Source organism: Pseudomonas sp. B12(2026) (assembly GCF_057767015.1).
The window spans coordinates 5888602-5904830 of the sequence record NZ_CM173430.1 but is presented as its reverse complement, the minus strand read 5'-3'; the positions used below and the strand labels follow the sequence as shown (position 1 = coordinate 5904830).

The window sequence follows — 16229 nt, the reverse complement described above, 5'->3', positions numbered from 1 at the left end:
ACTATGTCGGCGATTCGATTCGAACATGTGGATGTGATCTTCGGCACCCACACCAAGGAGGCCCTCAGGCTGCTGGACCAGGGCATGGGCCGCGAGGAAATCCTCAAGCGCACCGGCCAGGTGCTGGGAGTGGAGGACGCCAATCTCGACGTCAACCGCGGCGAAATCTGCGTGATGATGGGTCTCTCCGGCTCGGGCAAATCCAGCCTGCTGCGCTGCATCAACGGCCTCAACCGGGTCAGCCGCGGCAAGTTGCTGATCGAGCACGAAGGCCAGCAGGTGGACATCGCCAACTGCTCGCCGGCCACCCTCAAGACCATGCGCACCAAGCGCATCGCCATGGTGTTCCAGAAGTTCGCCCTGATGCCCTGGCTGACCGTGGCCGAGAACATCGGCTTCGGCCTGGAGATGCAGGGCCGCCCGGCCAGCGAACGGAAGAAGGTGATCGACGAGAAGCTCGAGCTGGTCGGCCTGTCGCAGTGGCGCGACAAGCGTCCGGACTCGCTCTCCGGCGGCATGCAGCAGCGCGTCGGCCTGGCCCGCGCGCTGGCGATGGATGGCGACATCCTGCTGATGGACGAGCCCTTCTCCGCGCTGGACCCGCTGATCCGCCAACAGCTGCAGGACGAACTGCTGGTGCTGCAGCGCCAGTTGCACAAGACCATCGTCTTCGTCAGCCACGACCTGGACGAGGCGCTGAAGATCGGTACGCGCATCGCGATCATGAAGGACGGCCGCATCATCCAGCACGGCAAGCCCGAGGAAATCGTGCTCAGCCCGGCGGACGACTACGTGCGCACCTTTGTCGCCCATACCAACCCGCTCAACGTGCTGTGCGGCTCCAGCCTGATGCGCGGCCTCGACCAGTGCCGCCGCCAGGCCGACGAAGTGTGCTTCGACCAGGGCCGCGACTGCTGGCTCGGACTGACCGAGGGCAACCAGATCAAGGCCGTCCGCCAGGGCAGCAACATCATCGACCTGCAGCAATGGCGCCCGGGCGACCCGGTGGAGAAGCTCAAGCACGAGCCGACCCTGGTGGACGTCAACATCCGCATGCGCGACGCCCTGCAGATCCGCTACCAGACCGGCCATAAGCTGGTGCTGCAGGAACAGAACCGCGTGGTGGGCGTGCTCGGCGACAGCGAGCTGTACCACGCGCTGCTGGGCAAGAACCTGGGCTGACGGGGCCTGGGGCACTCGACGCCGGCTCGCCGCGAGGGGAGCCGGCGTTTTTGTTTGTTCGTTTGCGCAGGCGTGCCCAACGGGCGCACTGATCGCAGGCAAGGCCTGCTTGTGCCGGCGGGGGTCGTGTAGGAGCGGATCTTATCCGCGATGCTCTTGGGCCCGGCGTTGCCGGGATTCGCGGACAAGGTCCGCTCCTACGAGCGCGCGGTGTGGCGGCTTTTCGTAGGAGCGAGCTTGCTCGCGAACGGATTTCCCTGCGGCTCAGGTGCTGGGTGGTTCGCGAGCAAGCTCGCTCCTACAAGGGCCGACGCCCAGCGCCGGGTAGATCGATAAACCGTAGGAGCGGACTCCGTCCGCGCTAGCCCTGCACGGGGTCAGGATCGCGGACGGAGTCCGCTGTCAGTGCTTGAGCTCGGCCAGCCCCTTGAGCAGCGCTTCGTGGAAGCGCTTCGGGTCCTGGATCTGCGGCGCGTGGCCCATGTCGTCGAATTCCACCAGGGTGGCGTTGGGGATCGCCTTGGCGGTCTGCTTGCCCAGCTCGGCGTAGTTGCCCAGCCTGGGCTTGAGCTCCGCCGGGGCGAGGTCCTTGCCGATCGCGGTGTTGTCCCGGGTGCCGATCAGCAGCAGGGTCGGCATCTTCAGCTGGCCGAATTCGTAGACCACCGGCTGGGTGAAGATCATGTCGTAGAGCAGCGCCGAGTTCCACGCCACGCGCTCGTGGCCGGCGCCGTTGAACAGGCCGGCGAGCATGTTCACCCACTTGTCGTACTCGGGCTTCCATTGCCCGGCGTAGTAGGTCGCCTGCTCGTACTGGCGGATGCTCTCGGCGCTGGTCTTGAGCTCGCGCTCGTACCACTGGTCCGGGGTGCGGTAGGGCACGCCGAGGGCCTTCCAGTCCTCCAGTCCGATGGGATTGACCATCGCCAGCTGCTCCACCTGCTGCGGGTACATCAGCGCATAGCGGGTGGCCAGCATGCCGCCGGTGGAGTGGCCCAGCAGGGTGACCCTGCCGACCTTCAGGTGCTCCAGCAGGGCGTGGGTGTTGCTCGCCAGCTGCTGGAAGCTGTACTGGTAGCGCTCGGGCTTGGTGGATTTGCAGAAGCCGATCTGGTCCGGCGCGATGACCCGGTAGCCGGCCTCGCTCAGCGCGGTGATGGTGGTTTCCCAGGTGCCGGCGCAGAAGTTCTTGCCGTGCAGCAGCACCACGGTGCGGCCGTTGGGCTGCTTCTTGGGCTTCACGTCGATGTAGGCCATGTGCATGTGATGGCCCTGGGAGGCGAAGCTGAAGTGATCGACCGGAAACGCGTACTGGAAGCGCTCCAGTTCGGGGCCGTAGGTGGGCCGGGTTTCGGCGGCGTGCAACGGCAGGGCGGCGGCCAGTAGCAGGGCGGGTAGCCAGCGGCGCATCGGGGAATTCTCCAGGTGGTGGGGCACAGGGGGAAGGCAATAGGGTGTCAGATTTTTCGGCCGGACGCCCGCATCGGCAGTCTTCCCGGGTTTTCACCGCGCGATCGGGCCGGAGATGAAGTCGTAGGATGGCATGGAGCGCAGCGATACCCATCGCCCCGCACACCATCAGCATGGGTATCGCTGCGCTCCTCCCATCCTACGCAGAGCAAGGGTCAAGCGGCCGTGACGCCTGCGGTGAGCCAGTCGATGAACAGCGAGAACAGCTCCGCCTGGGAGTTGATCGCCAGCTTGGTGTAGAGGTGCTTGCGGTGCATGCGCACCGTCTCCGGGGAGATGTCCAGCACCCGCGCGCTGGACTTCACCGAATGGCCGCGCAGCAGCAGGTGGGCGATTTCCCGTTCGCGCTCGGTCAGCAGGTCGCTGCCGAAGTTCATGAAGGCCGCGCGGATGTGCCGGTTCAGCGGCGCCTGGGCCGCCGGCGCGCTGCCGTCTCCGCGCCCGGCGAGCAGCAGGTCGAGGCCGCCGTTGCGCTCGAACTGGCGGACCAGCTCGCGCACCAGCGGCAGCGCCGTGGCCAGCAGGTCCAGCTGGGTCTCGCTGAAGCGCGCGCCGCTGTGGCCCTGGTAGAGGCACAGGGAAACCTTGCGCTGCTCGCCCAGGTCGACGATGAAGTGGCAGTCCTCGGTGCAGCCGCACCTGAGGTAATAGGTCTTGTAGTACTCGCTGGCGAAGAAATCGTCCGGGGCGATGTCGGCCAGCGGGTAGAAACCTTCGACGAGGCCGTCTTCCATGGCCAGGCAGAAGGGGTCGAGCAGGTAGCCGCGGGCGTAGTAGCGGTCGATCAGCGCCTCGTGGTGCGCCGGGGCGATGCCGCGCTGGTACAGCGGCTGCGGTGGTTGCCCGCGCTGTTCCAGGCCGAGGATCAGCGATTCCACCGGCACCAGGCAGGCCAGCGCATCGGCCAGGCGCTCGACGAACACCACCTCGCCGACACTGGCCATGGCGCGCGCCAGCCCCGCATGCCAGGCATGCAGGGCCGGTGCGTCGGACGATTCGCTCAAAGCCTGGGGTTCGCTCATGCCCGGCAGTCTAGAGGGCTGCCGGGGGGCAGGCAAAATCCTCGGATCGCTCATCAGTGCCCCGCGTAATCACCGCTGCGCCGCAGGTCCTCGGCGGCTTCGAGGATGGATTCGCGCAGGGTGTCGACGATCTCGTCGACCTGCTCGCGGGTGATGGTCAGCGGCGGCGACATCACGTTCAGGTGCACGATCGGCCGCACCAGCAGGCCGCGCTTCTGCGCGCGCAGGTGGATCTTCTCGCCGATGTTCAGCGCCTCGGGGAACAGCGCCTTGCTGCGCTTGTCGGCGACGAACTCGACGCAGGCCATCAGCTTCTGGCAGCGCACGCTGCCCACCAGCGGCAGGTCGGCCAGCTCCTGCAGACGCCGCTCCAGGTAGGTGCCGACATCGTTCACGTGCGCCAGCAGGTTCTCGCGCTCGATGATCTCGATGTTCTTCAGCGCCGCCACGCAGCTCACCGGGTGCCCGCTGTAGGTGAAGCCGTGGGCGAAGCAGCGGCCCTGGTCGGCCTCGGCGATCACCTTCCAGATGCGTTCGGAGAAGATGCACGCGCCCAGCGGCAGGTAGCCGGAGGTCAGGCCCTTGGCGGTGGTGATGATGTCCGGCTGCATGCCGAACACCTCCTCGGAGGCGAAGAAGGCGCCGAGGCGGCCGAAGGAGGTCACCACCTCGTCGGCGACGTAGAGCAGGTCGTACTTCCGGCACACCTCCCACATGCGCTGGTGGTAGCCCTTCGGCGGGATGATCACCCCGCCCGAGCCCATGATCGGCTCGGCGAAGAACGCCGCCACGTTGTCGGCGCCCAGCTCCAGGATCTTGTCCTCGAATTCCCTGACCAGGAATTCGAGGAAGTCGCCCTCGGTCATCCCCTCCGGCGCGCGGTAGGGATTCGGGCAGGAAACGTGGTGGATGACGTCCTTGAGGAAGTCGAACTCGGCCGGGTGGTCGGCGGCCTTGCCGCCGAGGGACATGGTGAGGAAGGTCGAGCCGTGGTAGGCGTTGACCCGGCTGATGATGTGCTTCTTGGCCTGCTTGCCGCGGCAGTTCTGGTAGTACTGGATCAGCCGGTAGGCGGTGTCCACGGCGGTGGAGCCGCCGGTGGTGAGGAACACGTGGTCCAGGTCGCCGGGCGCCAGTTCGGCGAGCTTCTCGCAGAGCTGGATGGCGCTGACGTTGGCCATGTCGCAGAAGGGGTTGGAGTAGGCCAGCCGGCGCACCTGCTCGGCGATGGCGTCGGCCATTTCCGCGCGGCCCAGGCCGATGTTGGTGCACCACATGCCGCCCACGGCATCCAGGTAGCGGTTGCCCTGGGTGTCGTAGATGTAGGCGCCCTCGCCGGCGGCGATGTTCAGCGCACCGTTCTCGCGGTGGTCGTCGAACAGGTGGAAGCCGTGCACGTAGTGGGCCTTGTCGGCGGTGACCAGCTGCTCGTCGTTGAACTGGGCGAAGAAGGCCGGGGTTGGGGTGGTCATCGTCTGTACCTTTCGTATTTCGGTTATTCGTGTGGGGGAGAGCCTTCTCCCCGTGCCCCCGCCGTTAAGGCAGGGGGCGTTCATCTCGATCCATCAGGAGCCGGTCTTCACCGCATTCCAGGTGCGGGTGATCAGCCGGGTGGCCTTCGGGCCCTGCACCTTCTGGGTGAACAGCCGGGCGCGGGTCTCGGCGTCGGGGTAGATCGCCGGGTCGTTGCGCACTTGCGCGGCCAGCAGCGGGGTGGCGGCGGCGTTGCTGGAGGCGTAGCGGATGAAGTCGCTGACGTCGGCGGCGACCCTGGGCTGCAGCATGTACTCGATGAATTTGTGGGCGTTCGCCACGTGCGGCGCGTCGGCCGGGATGTAGAAGTCGTCGAACCAGATCAGCGAGCCTTCCTGGGGCACGAAGTAACCCAGCTTGACCTTGGCCCCGGCCTCGTCGGCGCGGGCCTGGGCGGTGGCGTAGTCGCCGGACCAGGTCATCGCCATGCACTGGTCGCCGTTGGCCAGGCCGTTGAGGTAGCCGGTGGAGTCGAACTTGCGGATGTACGGGCGGATCGACTGCAGCAGGTCCTGGGCGGCCTTCAGGTCCTCGGGCGAAGCGCTGTTCGGGTCGCGCTTGAGGTAGGCCAGGGCCAGCGGGAGCACGTCGGTGGGCGAATCGATGATGGTCACCCCGCAATCGGCGAATTTCGACACGATCTTCGGATCGAACAGCATCGCCAGCGAGCCGATCGGCGCGTCGGGCATGCGTTGCCTGATCTTGTCGACGTTGTAGGTGATGCCGTTGCTGCCCCAGGTGTAGGGCGCCGAGTACTTCACCCCCGGATCGTAGTGCTCCAGGTGCTTGAGCACGTCCGCATCGAGGTTGTTCCAGCTCGGCAGCTTCGACTTGTCCAGCGGCTGGAACACCCCGGCCTTGAGCAGCGGCGGCACCAGGGCGGCGTTGAGCACCACCAGGTCGTAGCCGGAGCGGCCGGGCAGCAGCTTGCCCTGCACGGTCTCGTAGGAGTCGAAGGTGTCGTAGACCACCCTGATGCCGGTGGCCTTCTCGAAGTCGGCGACGGTGTGCTCGCCGATATAGTCCGACCAGTTGTACAGCCGCAGCGTGTTGGCGCCGGCGCTGTCCTCTGCGTGACCCACTGCCGGCAACGCCAGCAGTGCCGCGCCGAGTACTGCAGCGAGGGTTTTCTGCATGTCAGTCCACCTGTTGTTGTTGTCTTCGCGGTTGTCCCCACTGTCGGCCAGCCCCGGTCGGCGGGCCATTCCCCGAACGGGTAGGTAGGGCTGGCATCCAGTCGAACAATCGTTCAGATTGGCCGCCTGAGATGTCCGGAGCCCGGCAATGACCCAGGAAGTCCGCTTTTCCCGACTGGAGCCCGAGCAGCGCAAGGCGCTGCTGATCGAGGCGACCCTCGCCTGCCTGAAGCGCCACGGCTTCCAGGGCGCGTCGATCCGCAAGATCTGCGCCGAGGCCGGGGTCTCGGTGGGGCTGATCAACCACCACTATTCGGGCAAGGACGAACTGGTCGCCGAGGCCTACCTGACCGTCACCGGGCGGGTCATGCAGCTGCTGCGCGAAGCCATCGCCGAAGCGGCGCCGGATGCCCGCGCGCGGCTCTCGGCGTTCTTCCGCGCGTCGTTCTGCGCCGAGCTGCTCGACCCGCAGCTGCTGGACGCCTGGCTGGCGTTCTGGGGCGCGGTGAAGACCGCCGAAGCCATCAACAAGGCCCACGACCATTCCTACGGCGAGTACCGCGCGCTGCTGGCGCAGGCGCTGGACGAACTGGCGCAGGAACAGGGCTGGGCCGACTTCGACGCGGACCTCGCCGCCATCGCCCTCAGCGCGCTGCTCGACGGCCTGTGGCTGGAGTCCGGCCTGAATCCCAACACCTTCACCCCGGAGCAGGGCGTGCAGATCTGCGAAGCCTGGGTGGATGGCCTGCAACAGGGCGGCCGGCGGCGCTTCAGCCGGGCCCCGGCGGTATGTTGATCGGTCGTTCAACCAACGATAATCTGCCGCCTGCGCAGGCCCGCTCCTGCAGACCTTTCTAGACTGATAACAGGATGCCCCGCCGCGAGCGCGGTGGCCTCAGCAGGGTATGGCGATGACTTCCCGTGTATTGATCGTCGACGACGATCCGCTGGTTCGCGAGCGCCTCCAGGCTTACCTGGGCGAGGAGGGCTACGAAGTGCTCTGCGCCGGCACCGCCGAACAGGCCGAGGCGATCCTCGCCGAGGCCGGGCAGCCCATCGACCTGGTGCTGCTCGCCATCCGCCTGCCCGGCAAGGACGGCCTGACCCTGACCCGCGAGCTGCGCCTGCGCTCGGAGGTCGGCATCATCCTGGTCACCGGGCGCGACGATGACATCGACCGCATCGCCGGCCTGGAATGCGGCGCCGACGACTACCTGGTCACGCCGCCCAACCCCCGCGAGCTGGTGTCGCGCGCGAAGAACCTGATCCGCCGCGTGCGCCACGCCCGCCAGGGCTCCGCCGCCCCGCCGGCGCGGCAGAACCGCAAGCGCTTCGCCCGCTGGACGCTCGACCCCGACCGCCGCCGCCTGATCGACCGCGACGGCAGCGAAACCCTGCTGACCCACGGCGAGTTCCAACTGCTCGGCGTGTTCCTGCGCAACACCGGCCACACCCTGAGCCGCGACCAGCTGATGGACCAGATCCGCAACCGCGAATGGTTGCCCAACGACCGCTCCATCGACGTGCTGGTCGGCCGCCTGCGCCGCAAGCTGCGCGACGACCCGGCCGAACCCGAGCTGATCATCACCATCCACGGCGCCGGCTACCTGTTCACCGCCACGCCCGTCGACGCCTGAGGCTCGTTCCTGTCCTCGCCTCGAGGACCGAGCGAACCTGCATAACGCCGTAGCCGCCGGGGAAATCCGTTCGCGAGCAAGCTCGCTCCTACAGGGGCCGAGCCCGCCTGCTGATTGTTCGAAGTTGTAACAACGCTGGCCGCGAAGCGCCTGGAATCCCCCGTAACCCCCGCGCCACGCGGCCTTCCCGCTGCTGCCGGGGGCTTTGCAAGCCCCCCTTCCGGGTGGATTGCCGGCTTGCTGAACAAGTGTTTAGTATTGGCTCCAGCGCTTCATCCGCCTCAGCACAATCGACTACAAGAACGAGGGCAGCATGACTCAGCCATCCCCGCTCAGCCGGGTCCAGGACGGCATCGCCTGGATCACCCTGAACCGCCCCGGGCAGCGCAACGCGCTCGACGTCCCCACGCTCAACAACCTGCTGGCCCTGCTCGACGCCCATGAGGCCGACGCGGCCGTGCGCGTCATCGTCCTCACCGGCGAGGGCCGCAGCTTCTGCGCCGGCGCCGACCTCGCCGAATGGGCCGAGGCCGAAGCCCGTGGCGAGCTGGAAAGCTACGGCTGGACCGAAGCCGCCCACGCCCTGATGCGCCGCCTGCACGGCCTGGACAAGCCGACCATCGCCGCCGTCAACGGCACCGCCGTCGGCGCCGGGATGGACCTGACCCTGTGCTGCGACTTCCGCATCGCCGGCGCCTCCGCGCGCTTCAAGGCCGGCTACACCGGCATGGCCTACTGCCCGGACGCCGGCGCCAGCTGGCACCTGCCGCGCCTGATCGGCAGCGAAGCGGCCAAGCGCCTGCTGTTCCTCGACGAGCTGTGGCACGCCGAGCGCGCGCTGCACGCCGGGCTGGTCGGTGAAGTGGTCGCCGATGACCGGCTGCTCGCCCACGTCGGCGAATTCGCCGCGCGCCTGGCCGCCGGCCCGACCTTCGCCTTCGCCCAGACCAAGCGCCTGATGCGCGACGGCGCCGCCCGCAGCCTGGCCCAGCAACTGGAGGCCGAACAGGCCGCCGGGCTGCTCTGCGGCCGCAGCGAGGATGCCGCCGAGGCGCTGCGCGCCGTGGCGGAAAAACGCTCCCCCCAATTCAAGGGCCGCTGAAGGCCGGCAGGTGACGTGATGGATTTCCAACTGACCCAGGAACAGGAAATGCTCGTCGAGGCGGTCAAGGCCTTCGTCGAGAAGGAACTGCTGCCCTACGAGGAAGAAGTCGACCGCGCCGACGCGGTGTCCCCGGAGCTGGCCGCGCGGATTCGCGGCAAGGCCCTGGCGGCCGGCTTCTACGCCTTCAACATGCCCGAGGAGGTCGGCGGCGGCGGCCTCGACTACCTGTCCCAGGCGCTGGTCGAGCGCGAGCTGTCCAAGGTCTCCTGGGCGCTGCACGTGTTCGTCGCGCGGCCCTCGAAGATCCTCATGGCCTGCAAGGGCGAGCAGGTCCAGGACTACCTGCTGCCGTGCGTGCGGGGCGAGAAGATCGACTGCTTCGCCCTCACCGAGCCGGGCGCCGGCTCCGACGCCAACTCGATCAAGACCCGCGCCGTGCGAGACGGCGACGACTTCGTGATCAACGGCGCCAAGCACTTCATCAGCCACGCCGGCCACGCCGACTTCGCCATCGTCTTCGCGGTGACCGACACCTTCGAGCGCAACGGCAGGAAGCGCAACGCCGTGACCGCCTTCCTGGTGGACAAGGGCACGCCGGGCATGACCGTGCGCCGCGGCCCGAAATGCGTGAGCAACAAGGGCTACCACACCTACGAAATCTTCTTCGACGACTGCCGCGTGCCGGCCTCCAAGGTCCTCGGCGAAGTCGACAAGGGCTGGGACGTGGCCAACGCCTGGCTCACCGCCGGCCGCGTGATGGTCGCCGCCAACTGCGTCGGCCAGGCCCAGCGCGCGCTGGACCTGGCGCTGCAATGGTCGGCCGATCGCAAGCAGTTCGGTGCGCCCATCGGCAGCTACCAGGGCATCGCCTTCAAGCTCGCCGACATGGCCACGCAGATCCGCGCCGCAGAGCTGATGACCCTGCACACCGCGTGGAAGATGGACCGCGGCAGCATGACCGATGGCGAAGCCGGCATGGCCAAGCTGTTCGCCAGCGAAGTGCTGGGCAAGGTCGCCGACGAGACCGTGCAGATCTTCGGCGGCATGGGCCTGATGGACGAAGGCCCGGTGGAACGCATCTGGCGCAACGCGCGGATCGAGCGCATCTGGGAGGGCACCTCGGAAATCCAGCGCCACATCATTTCCCGCGAACTGCTGCGGCCGCTGCTGCGTTGAGGCCCCTGCGATGAAACGCGAAAACCTCCAGCGCCTGCTGGCGCCCCGGCACCTGGCCTTCATCGGCGGCCGCAGCATGGCGCGCGCGCTCAAGCGCTGCGCCGAAGGCGGCTTCCCCGGTGCGATGTGGCTGGTCAACCCGCAATACGACGAACTCGAAGGCGTGCCCTGCGTGCGCAGCATCGCCGAGCTGCCCGAGGGGCCGGACGCGGTGTTCGTCGCCACCAACCGCGACCTGACCTTGCAGGCCGTCGCCGAACTGGCCGCCAGGGATGCCGGCGGCGCCATCTGCTACGCCTCCGGCTTCGCCGAGACCGGCGCCGAGGGCGAGGCGCTGCAGCGCCGCCTGCTCGCCAGCGCCGGCGACATGGCCCTGCTCGGCCCCAACTGCTACGGCCTGCTCGACTACCTGCACGGCGCCGCGCTATGGCCGGTGGCCCACGGCGGCCACCTCGTCGAGAAAGGCGTGGCGGTGCTGACCCAGAGCGGCAACTTCGCCTACAACCTGTCGATGAGCGACCGCTCGCTGCCCATCGCCTACATGGCCTCGGTGGGCAACCAGGCGCAGCTGGGCGTGGCCGAACTGATGGACGTGCTGCTCGACGAGCCGCGCGTCACCGCCATCGGCCTGCACCTGGAGGGCCTGAAGAACGTTCCCGGCTTCGCCCGCGCCGCCTTCAAGGCGTTGCAGAAAGGCATCCCGGTGATCGCCCTGAAGACCGGCGTGTCGCAGATCGGCGCCGAACTCGCGCTCAGCCACACCAGCTCCCTGGCCGGCTCCGACGCGCTGTACGACGCACTGTTCGAGCGTCTCGGGGTGATCCGTGTGAGCGGCCCGGTGAGCTTCATCGAAACCCTGAAAGCCGCCGCCTGCGGCAACCTGCCGGCCGGCCCCAGTCTTGCCGCGCTGGCCTGTTCCGGTGGCGACGCCGGGCTCATCGCTGACTACGCCGAGCGCAACGGCCTGAGCCTGCCCAAGCTGGTCGACGCGCAGCGCATCGAACTGGCCCAGGTGCTGCCGGACTACGCCAACATCGCCAACCCGCTGGACTTCACCACCGCCATCTGGGGCGACGGTCCGGCGCTGGAGAAGATGCTCGACAGCGCCCTGCAAACGTCCGCCGACGCCGCCCTGCTGGTGCTGGACTACCCCGGCGAGGAAACCGGCGAGCGCCCGCAGTGCGACCTGCTGCTGCAGCTGTACTGCGCCGCGCTGGAGCGTCACGGCAAGGTCGGCTTCATCGCCTCGGCGCTGCCGGAACTGCTGCCCGCACATGCCCGCGAACGGCTGCACGCCCGGGGCGTCGCCGCGCTGCAAGGCGTGGAAGACGGACTCGCCGCGTGGAGCCGCATCGCCCATTACCGCCAGCGCCGCGAAGCGCTGCTGGCGCGTGGTGAAGCCGCGCTGGTGCCGCTCTGCCCGCAGGCGCTGGGCGGCGAAGGCCGGCTGCTGGACGAATGGCAGTCCAAGCAGGCGCTGGAACCCTTCGGCCTGCCGCTGCCGCGCGCCGCCCTGAGCACGCCGGCGCAGGCCCGCGAAGCGGCCGCCGATCTCGGCTTCCCGCTGGCGCTGAAAGTGGTCAGCGCCCAGCTGCCGCACAAGACCGAAGCCGGCGGCGTGGCGCTCAACCTGCGCAACGCGGCGGCGGTGGAAGCGGCGCTGCTCGACATGCGCGAAAGCCTCGCCCGCCACGCGCCCGGCGTGCCCTTCGAGCAGGTGCTGCTGGAGCGCATGGCCAACCCGCCGCTGGCCGAGCTGATCGTCGGCATCAAGCGCGAGAACGGCTTCGGCCTGGCGCTGGTGCTCGGCGCCGGCGGCATCCTCGTCGAGCTGCTCAAGGACAGCCGCAGCCTGCTGCTGCCGACCACCGACGCGGCGATCCGCGCCGCCCTGCTGGGCCTGCGCAGCGCGCCGCTGCTCACCGGCTTCCGTGGTCGCCCGGCGGTGAACCTGGAGGCGCTGGTGGAAGCCATCCGCGCAGTGGCCGACTACGCCTGCGAGCATGTGGACAACCTGCTGGAACTGGACGTGAACCCGCTGCTGGCGGACGCCGACGGCGCCGTGGCGGTGGATGCGCTGATCCGCACCGCCGAATGAAACGCACAGACTTGTAGGAGCGAGCTTGCTCGCGAACCTGGCCCCGCGCGGGATTCGTTCGCGAGCAAGCTCGCTCCTACAAGGTCATGCCATAGCCTTGGGGAGAAACCTCATGCAAGAGAACAAGCACCTCACCGGCGGCCAGGCCCTGGTCCGCCTGCTGGCCAACTACGGCGTCGACACCGTGTTCGGCATTCCCGGCGTACACACCCTGGAGCTGTACCGCGGCCTGCCCGGCAGCGGCATCCGCCACGTGCTGACCCGCCACGAACAGGGCGCCGGCTTCATGGCCGACGGCTACGCGCGCGTCAGCGGCAAGCCGGGCGTGGCCTTCATCATCACCGGCCCGGGGGTGACCAACGCCGCCACCGCCATCGGCCAGGCCTACGCCGATTCGATCCCGATGCTGGTGATCTCCAGCGTCAACCACAGCGCCAGCCTGGGCAAGGGCTGGGGCTGCCTGCACGAGACCCAGGACCAGCGCGCCATGACCGCGCCGATCACCGCGTTCTCGGCTGTTGCCTTGAGCCCGGAGGATTTGCCCGAGCTGATCGCCCGTGCCTACGCCGTGTTCGACAGCGAGCGTCCGCGTCCGGTGCACATCTCCGTGCCGCTGGACGTGCTCGCCGCGCCCATCGCCCGCGACTGGACCCACGACGTCGTACGCCGCGCCGGCCGTGGCCAGCCCAGCGCCGATGCGCTCCAGCAGGCTGTGGATAAGCTCAAGGCTGCCCGGCGGCCGATGATCATCGCCGGCGGCGGCGCGCTGCATGCCGCGCAGGCGCTGGCCGCGCTGAGCGAGCGCCTGGCCGCGCCGCTCTTCACCAGCGTCGCCGGCAAGGGCCTGCTGGCGCCGGACGCGCCGCTGTCCGCCGGCGCCAGCCTGTGCACCCAGGCCGGCTGGGACATGATCGCCGAGGCCGACCTGATCCTCGCCATCGGCACCGAGATGGCCGACACCGACTTCTGGCGCGAGCGCCTGCCGCTGACCGGCGAGGTGATCCGCGTCGACGTCGACGCGCGCAAGTTCAACGACTTCTACCCGAGCGCCGTGGCGCTGCTGGGCGATTCGAAAGCCACCGCCGAAGCGCTGCTCGCCGCGCTGCCAGGCGCTGCCCGTGAAGCCGACAGTGCCCGCGCACGCATCGAGCGTCTGCGCGCGCAGGTCGACGCCGGCCACGCGCCGCTGCAACTTATCCACAAGTCGATCCTTGAGCGCGTCGCCAGGGCCCTGCCGGACAACGCCTTCATCGCCAGCGACATGACCCAGCTGGCCTACACCGCCAACTACCTCTACCCGAGCCAGGCGCCGCGCGGCTGGCTGCACCCCACCGGCTACGGCACCCTCGGCTACGGCGTGCCCGCCGGCATCGGCGCCAAGTTCGGCGCGCCGGAGCGTCCGGGGCTGGTGCTGGTGGGCGACGGCGGCTTCCTCTACACCGCGCAGGAACTGGCCACCGCCACCGAGGAGCTGGACAGCCCGCTGGTGGTGCTGCTGTGGAACAACGATGCGCTGGGGCAGATCCGCGACGACATGCTCGGCCTCGACATCGAGCCCATCGGCGTGCTGCCGCGCAACCCGGACTTCGCCCTGCTCGGCCGCGCCTACGGCTGCGAGGTGCGCCAGCCGCAGAGCCTGGACGAGCTGGAGCGCGACCTGCGCGCCGGCTTCGCCCACCCGGGCGTGACCCTCATCGAACTGAAACACGCCTGCGCCAGGTAGGTCCGTCGTACCCGCCGGGGCCGCGCAAGGCCCTGCGCCATCCCGCGATGCTGTGAACAGCCGCCGCCCTTCCGCCTGGAGAGCGGCGGGTTCGAACCTTCAGGAATCCCCACGACATGAACGTACTGATCGTCCACGCCCACAACGAACCGCAATCCTTCAGCACCGCGCTCTACCGGCTCGCCGAGGAAACCCTGCGCGGGCAGGGCCATGAAGTGCAGGTCTCCGACCTCTACGCGATGAACTGGAACCCGGTGGCCAGCGCCGCCGACTTCGGCGCCCGCGCCAATCCCGAGTACCTGGTCTACGCCCTGGAGCAGCGCGAAGGCGCCAAGGCCGGGACCATCGCCGCCGACATCCAGGCCGAGCTGGACAAGCTGCTCCGGGCGGACCTGGTGATCTTCAACTTCCCGATCTACTGGTTCTCCGCGCCGGCCATCCTCAAGGGCTGGTTCGACCGCGTGCTGGTCTCGGGCATCTGCTACGGCGGCAAGCGCTTCTACGACCAGGGCGGGCTGGCCGGGAAGAAGGCGCTGGTGACCGTGACCCTCGGCGGGCGCGACCACATGTTCGGCGACGGCGCCATCCACGGCCCGCTGGAAGACATGCTGCGGCCGATCCTGCGCGGCACCCTGGCCTACACCGGCATGAGCGTGCTGCCGCCCTTCGTCGCCTGGCACGTGCCCTACATCGATAACGAGGCGCGCCAGGGCTTCCTGCGCCAGTACCAGCAGCGCCTGCAGCATCTGGATCAGGACCGGCCGCTGGAATTCCCGCGCCTGGAGCAGTTCGACGAGCGCCTCTACCCGCTGGCCCGTTGAAGACTCTGTGCAGGATGGCGTGGAGCGAAGCGATGCCCATCGGTGGCGATGGGGGCGGCGGCATGGGTACCGCTTCGCTCCACCCATCCTACGGTGGTGATCAGAGCCGATCGGCCTTGAACGAAAAAGGGCGGCCATCCGCGGATGGCCGCCCAAGGAGAAAGAGTCAGTCGCTGCAGCCAGGTATGCGCGGGGGAGTTGGCCGTCGATTGGTGTATCGGCGGCCGTACGATGAGCCTGGTATGCCCAACGTTGCTGCAGCGACTTGGCCGGCACTATACGTGGTAACAATTGGTAAAAAACGACCCTATACTGCGATTCAGTTTTGCGGCTTGGACAACAATTGCCGCAGTGTCCAACCGGGTGGATCAGCAGGGGGAACCATGGACGTACTTCACGCGATGCGCGCTTTCGTCCGGGTGGTGGACACCGGCAGCTTCACCGCCGCCGCCAACGCCCTGGGGTTATCCACAGCCCAGGTCTCGCGCGTGGTTTCCGACCTGGAGTCGCAGCTCCAGGCCCGCCTGCTGCACCGCACCACCCGCCGCCTGGCGCTCACCGAGACCGGCGAGCGCTACCTGCAGCGCTGCCGGGAAATCCTCGCCGACGTCGACGAAGCCGAGGCCGAGGCCAGCGGCGCGCACCTCAGCCCGCGCGGCCGCCTGCGCGTGCATTCGCTCAACGGCCTCGGCCAGCGGCACCTGGTCCCGCTGATCTCGCGCTACTGCGAGGCCTACCCCGAGGTCTACATCGAGCTGACCCTGGCCCAGCGCCAGCCGGACATCCTCGAGGAAGGCCAGGACGTGGTGATCACCCGCGACCGCGAACTGCCCGACTCCGAGTTCGTCGCCCAGACCCTCGGCACCATCTACAGCGTGCTCTGCGCCAGCCCCGGCTACCTCAAGCGCAGGGGCGTGCCGCAGAGCGTCGCCGACCTGCGCCAGCACCAGTGCCTGCGCCTGCAGGACCCGACCTTCCCAGAAGGCTGGGCCTTCGAGGAAGGCAACGACGAGAGCGTGATCCACCCGCGCGATACTTTCATGGTCAACGTCGCCGAGGCGCTGACCGGCGCCGCCAGCGCCGGCATGGGCATCTGCCTGCTGCCCAGCTACGTGGCCGCGCCGGCGCTGCGCCAGCGCAGCCTGGTGCGCGTGCTGCCGCGGCACAGCCTGCATGTGCGGCAGATCTTTGCGCTGTACCCGTCGCGGCGCTTCCTCGACGCGAAGATCCGCACCTGGGTCGAGTTCCTCAAGGAGGAACTGCCCAAGGCCTTCCAGGCCGACGAAGAAGTGCTCAACGATCCTGTCAACTGGGCCTGAGGCACAT

General features: G+C 68.5%; 13 protein-coding genes. 9 read left to right on the top strand and 4 right to left on the bottom strand.

The window, feature by feature from the left end; genetic code table 11:
• Positions 1-3: 3 nt before the first annotated feature.
• Complete coding sequence (choV, locus tag AC3B6A_RS27345) at positions 4-1182, top strand: choline ABC transporter ATP-binding protein (RefSeq protein ID WP_488400221.1); 1179 nt, start codon at positions 4-6, stop codon at positions 1180-1182.
• Positions 1183-1584: 402 nt separating this feature from the next.
• Here choV and AC3B6A_RS27340 read toward each other — a convergent pair whose 3' ends face one another.
• The 4 genes from AC3B6A_RS27340 to AC3B6A_RS27325 all read right to left on the bottom strand — a co-directional run bounded on the left by AC3B6A_RS27340 (position 1585) and on the right by AC3B6A_RS27325 (position 6343).
• Positions 1585-2592 carry an alpha/beta fold hydrolase gene (locus tag AC3B6A_RS27340; RefSeq protein ID WP_488400220.1) on the bottom strand — a complete coding sequence of 336 codons (1008 nt, stop codon included), beginning with the start codon at positions 2590-2592 and terminating at the stop codon, positions 1585-1587.
• A 215-nt stretch (positions 2593-2807) separates the two neighbouring features.
• A complete protein-coding gene (locus AC3B6A_RS27335) occupies positions 2808-3674 on the bottom strand; it encodes a helix-turn-helix domain-containing protein (RefSeq protein ID WP_488400219.1) in 867 nt (288 codons plus the stop codon).
• A 53-nt stretch (positions 3675-3727) separates the two neighbouring features.
• Entirely contained in the window at positions 3728-5146 is a 1419-nt protein-coding gene (locus AC3B6A_RS27330; RefSeq protein WP_488400218.1) for an aminotransferase, read from the bottom strand.
• Positions 5147-5239: 93 nt separating this feature from the next.
• The gene (locus AC3B6A_RS27325; RefSeq protein WP_488400217.1) at positions 5240-6343 is read right to left on the bottom strand and encodes a polyamine ABC transporter substrate-binding protein; all 1104 of its coding nucleotides are present in this window, start codon (positions 6341-6343) and stop codon (positions 5240-5242) included.
• A gap of 148 nt (positions 6344-6491) precedes the next feature.
• Here AC3B6A_RS27325 and AC3B6A_RS27320 point away from each other — a divergent pair, with 148 nt between their 5' ends.
• The 8 genes from AC3B6A_RS27320 (at position 6492) to AC3B6A_RS27285 (ending at position 16222) form a co-directional block, all read left to right on the top strand.
• Positions 6492-7139: a TetR family transcriptional regulator C-terminal domain-containing protein gene (locus AC3B6A_RS27320; RefSeq protein WP_488400216.1), complete on the top strand. Its 648-nt coding sequence runs from the start codon at positions 6492-6494 to the stop codon at positions 7137-7139.
• A 109-nt stretch (positions 7140-7248) separates the two neighbouring features.
• The gene (locus tag AC3B6A_RS27315; protein ID WP_488400215.1) at positions 7249-7980 is read left to right on the top strand and encodes a response regulator; all 732 of its coding nucleotides are present in this window, start codon (positions 7249-7251) and stop codon (positions 7978-7980) included.
• Between the two features lie 313 nt (positions 7981-8293).
• A complete protein-coding gene (locus AC3B6A_RS27310) occupies positions 8294-9082 on the top strand; it encodes an enoyl-CoA hydratase/isomerase family protein (protein ID WP_488400214.1) in 789 nt (262 codons plus the stop codon).
• A gap of 18 nt (positions 9083-9100) precedes the next feature.
• Positions 9101-10261: an acyl-CoA dehydrogenase family protein gene (locus AC3B6A_RS27305; protein WP_488400213.1), complete on the top strand. Its 1161-nt coding sequence runs from the start codon at positions 9101-9103 to the stop codon at positions 10259-10261.
• 10 nt (positions 10262-10271) lie between these two features.
• Complete coding sequence (locus AC3B6A_RS27300) at positions 10272-12359, top strand: acetate--CoA ligase family protein (protein ID WP_488400212.1); 2088 nt, start codon at positions 10272-10274, stop codon at positions 12357-12359.
• Positions 12360-12471: 112 nt separating this feature from the next.
• Entirely contained in the window at positions 12472-14082 is a 1611-nt protein-coding gene (locus AC3B6A_RS27295; RefSeq protein ID WP_488400211.1) for a 5-guanidino-2-oxopentanoate decarboxylase, read from the top strand.
• 116 nt (positions 14083-14198) lie between these two features.
• Positions 14199-14903, top strand: a complete 705-nt coding sequence (locus AC3B6A_RS27290) for an NAD(P)H-dependent oxidoreductase (protein WP_488400210.1) — start codon at positions 14199-14201, stop codon at positions 14901-14903.
• Between the two features lie 383 nt (positions 14904-15286).
• Positions 15287-16222 carry a LysR family transcriptional regulator gene (locus AC3B6A_RS27285; protein WP_488400209.1) on the top strand — a complete coding sequence of 312 codons (936 nt, stop codon included), beginning with the start codon at positions 15287-15289 and terminating at the stop codon, positions 16220-16222.
• Positions 16223-16229: the final 7 nt, after the last annotated feature.

Excerpts from the sequence above, each read along its gene's own strand:
- choV (WP_488400221.1), top strand. The coding sequence starts at position 4 with ATGTCGGCGATTCGATTCGAACATGTGGATGTGATCTTCGGCACCCAC.
- AC3B6A_RS27340 (WP_488400220.1), bottom strand. The coding sequence starts at position 2,592 with ATGCGCCGCTGGCTACCCGCCCTGCTACTGGCCGCCGCCCTGCCGTTG.
- AC3B6A_RS27335 (WP_488400219.1), bottom strand. The coding sequence starts at position 3,674 with ATGAGCGAACCCCAGGCTTTGAGCGAATCGTCCGACGCACCGGCCCTG.
- AC3B6A_RS27330 (WP_488400218.1), bottom strand. The coding sequence starts at position 5,146 with ATGACCACCCCAACCCCGGCCTTCTTCGCCCAGTTCAACGACGAGCAG.
- AC3B6A_RS27325 (WP_488400217.1), bottom strand. The coding sequence starts at position 6,343 with ATGCAGAAAACCCTCGCTGCAGTACTCGGCGCGGCACTGCTGGCGTTG.
- AC3B6A_RS27320 (WP_488400216.1), top strand. The coding sequence starts at position 6,492 with ATGACCCAGGAAGTCCGCTTTTCCCGACTGGAGCCCGAGCAGCGCAAG.
- AC3B6A_RS27315 (WP_488400215.1), top strand. The coding sequence starts at position 7,249 with ATGGCGATGACTTCCCGTGTATTGATCGTCGACGACGATCCGCTGGTT.
- AC3B6A_RS27310 (WP_488400214.1), top strand. The coding sequence starts at position 8,294 with ATGACTCAGCCATCCCCGCTCAGCCGGGTCCAGGACGGCATCGCCTGG.
- AC3B6A_RS27305 (WP_488400213.1), top strand. The coding sequence starts at position 9,101 with ATGGATTTCCAACTGACCCAGGAACAGGAAATGCTCGTCGAGGCGGTC.
- AC3B6A_RS27300 (WP_488400212.1), top strand. The coding sequence starts at position 10,272 with ATGAAACGCGAAAACCTCCAGCGCCTGCTGGCGCCCCGGCACCTGGCC.
- AC3B6A_RS27295 (WP_488400211.1), top strand. The coding sequence starts at position 12,472 with ATGCAAGAGAACAAGCACCTCACCGGCGGCCAGGCCCTGGTCCGCCTG.
- AC3B6A_RS27290 (WP_488400210.1), top strand. The coding sequence starts at position 14,199 with ATGAACGTACTGATCGTCCACGCCCACAACGAACCGCAATCCTTCAGC.
- AC3B6A_RS27285 (WP_488400209.1), top strand. The coding sequence starts at position 15,287 with ATGGACGTACTTCACGCGATGCGCGCTTTCGTCCGGGTGGTGGACACC.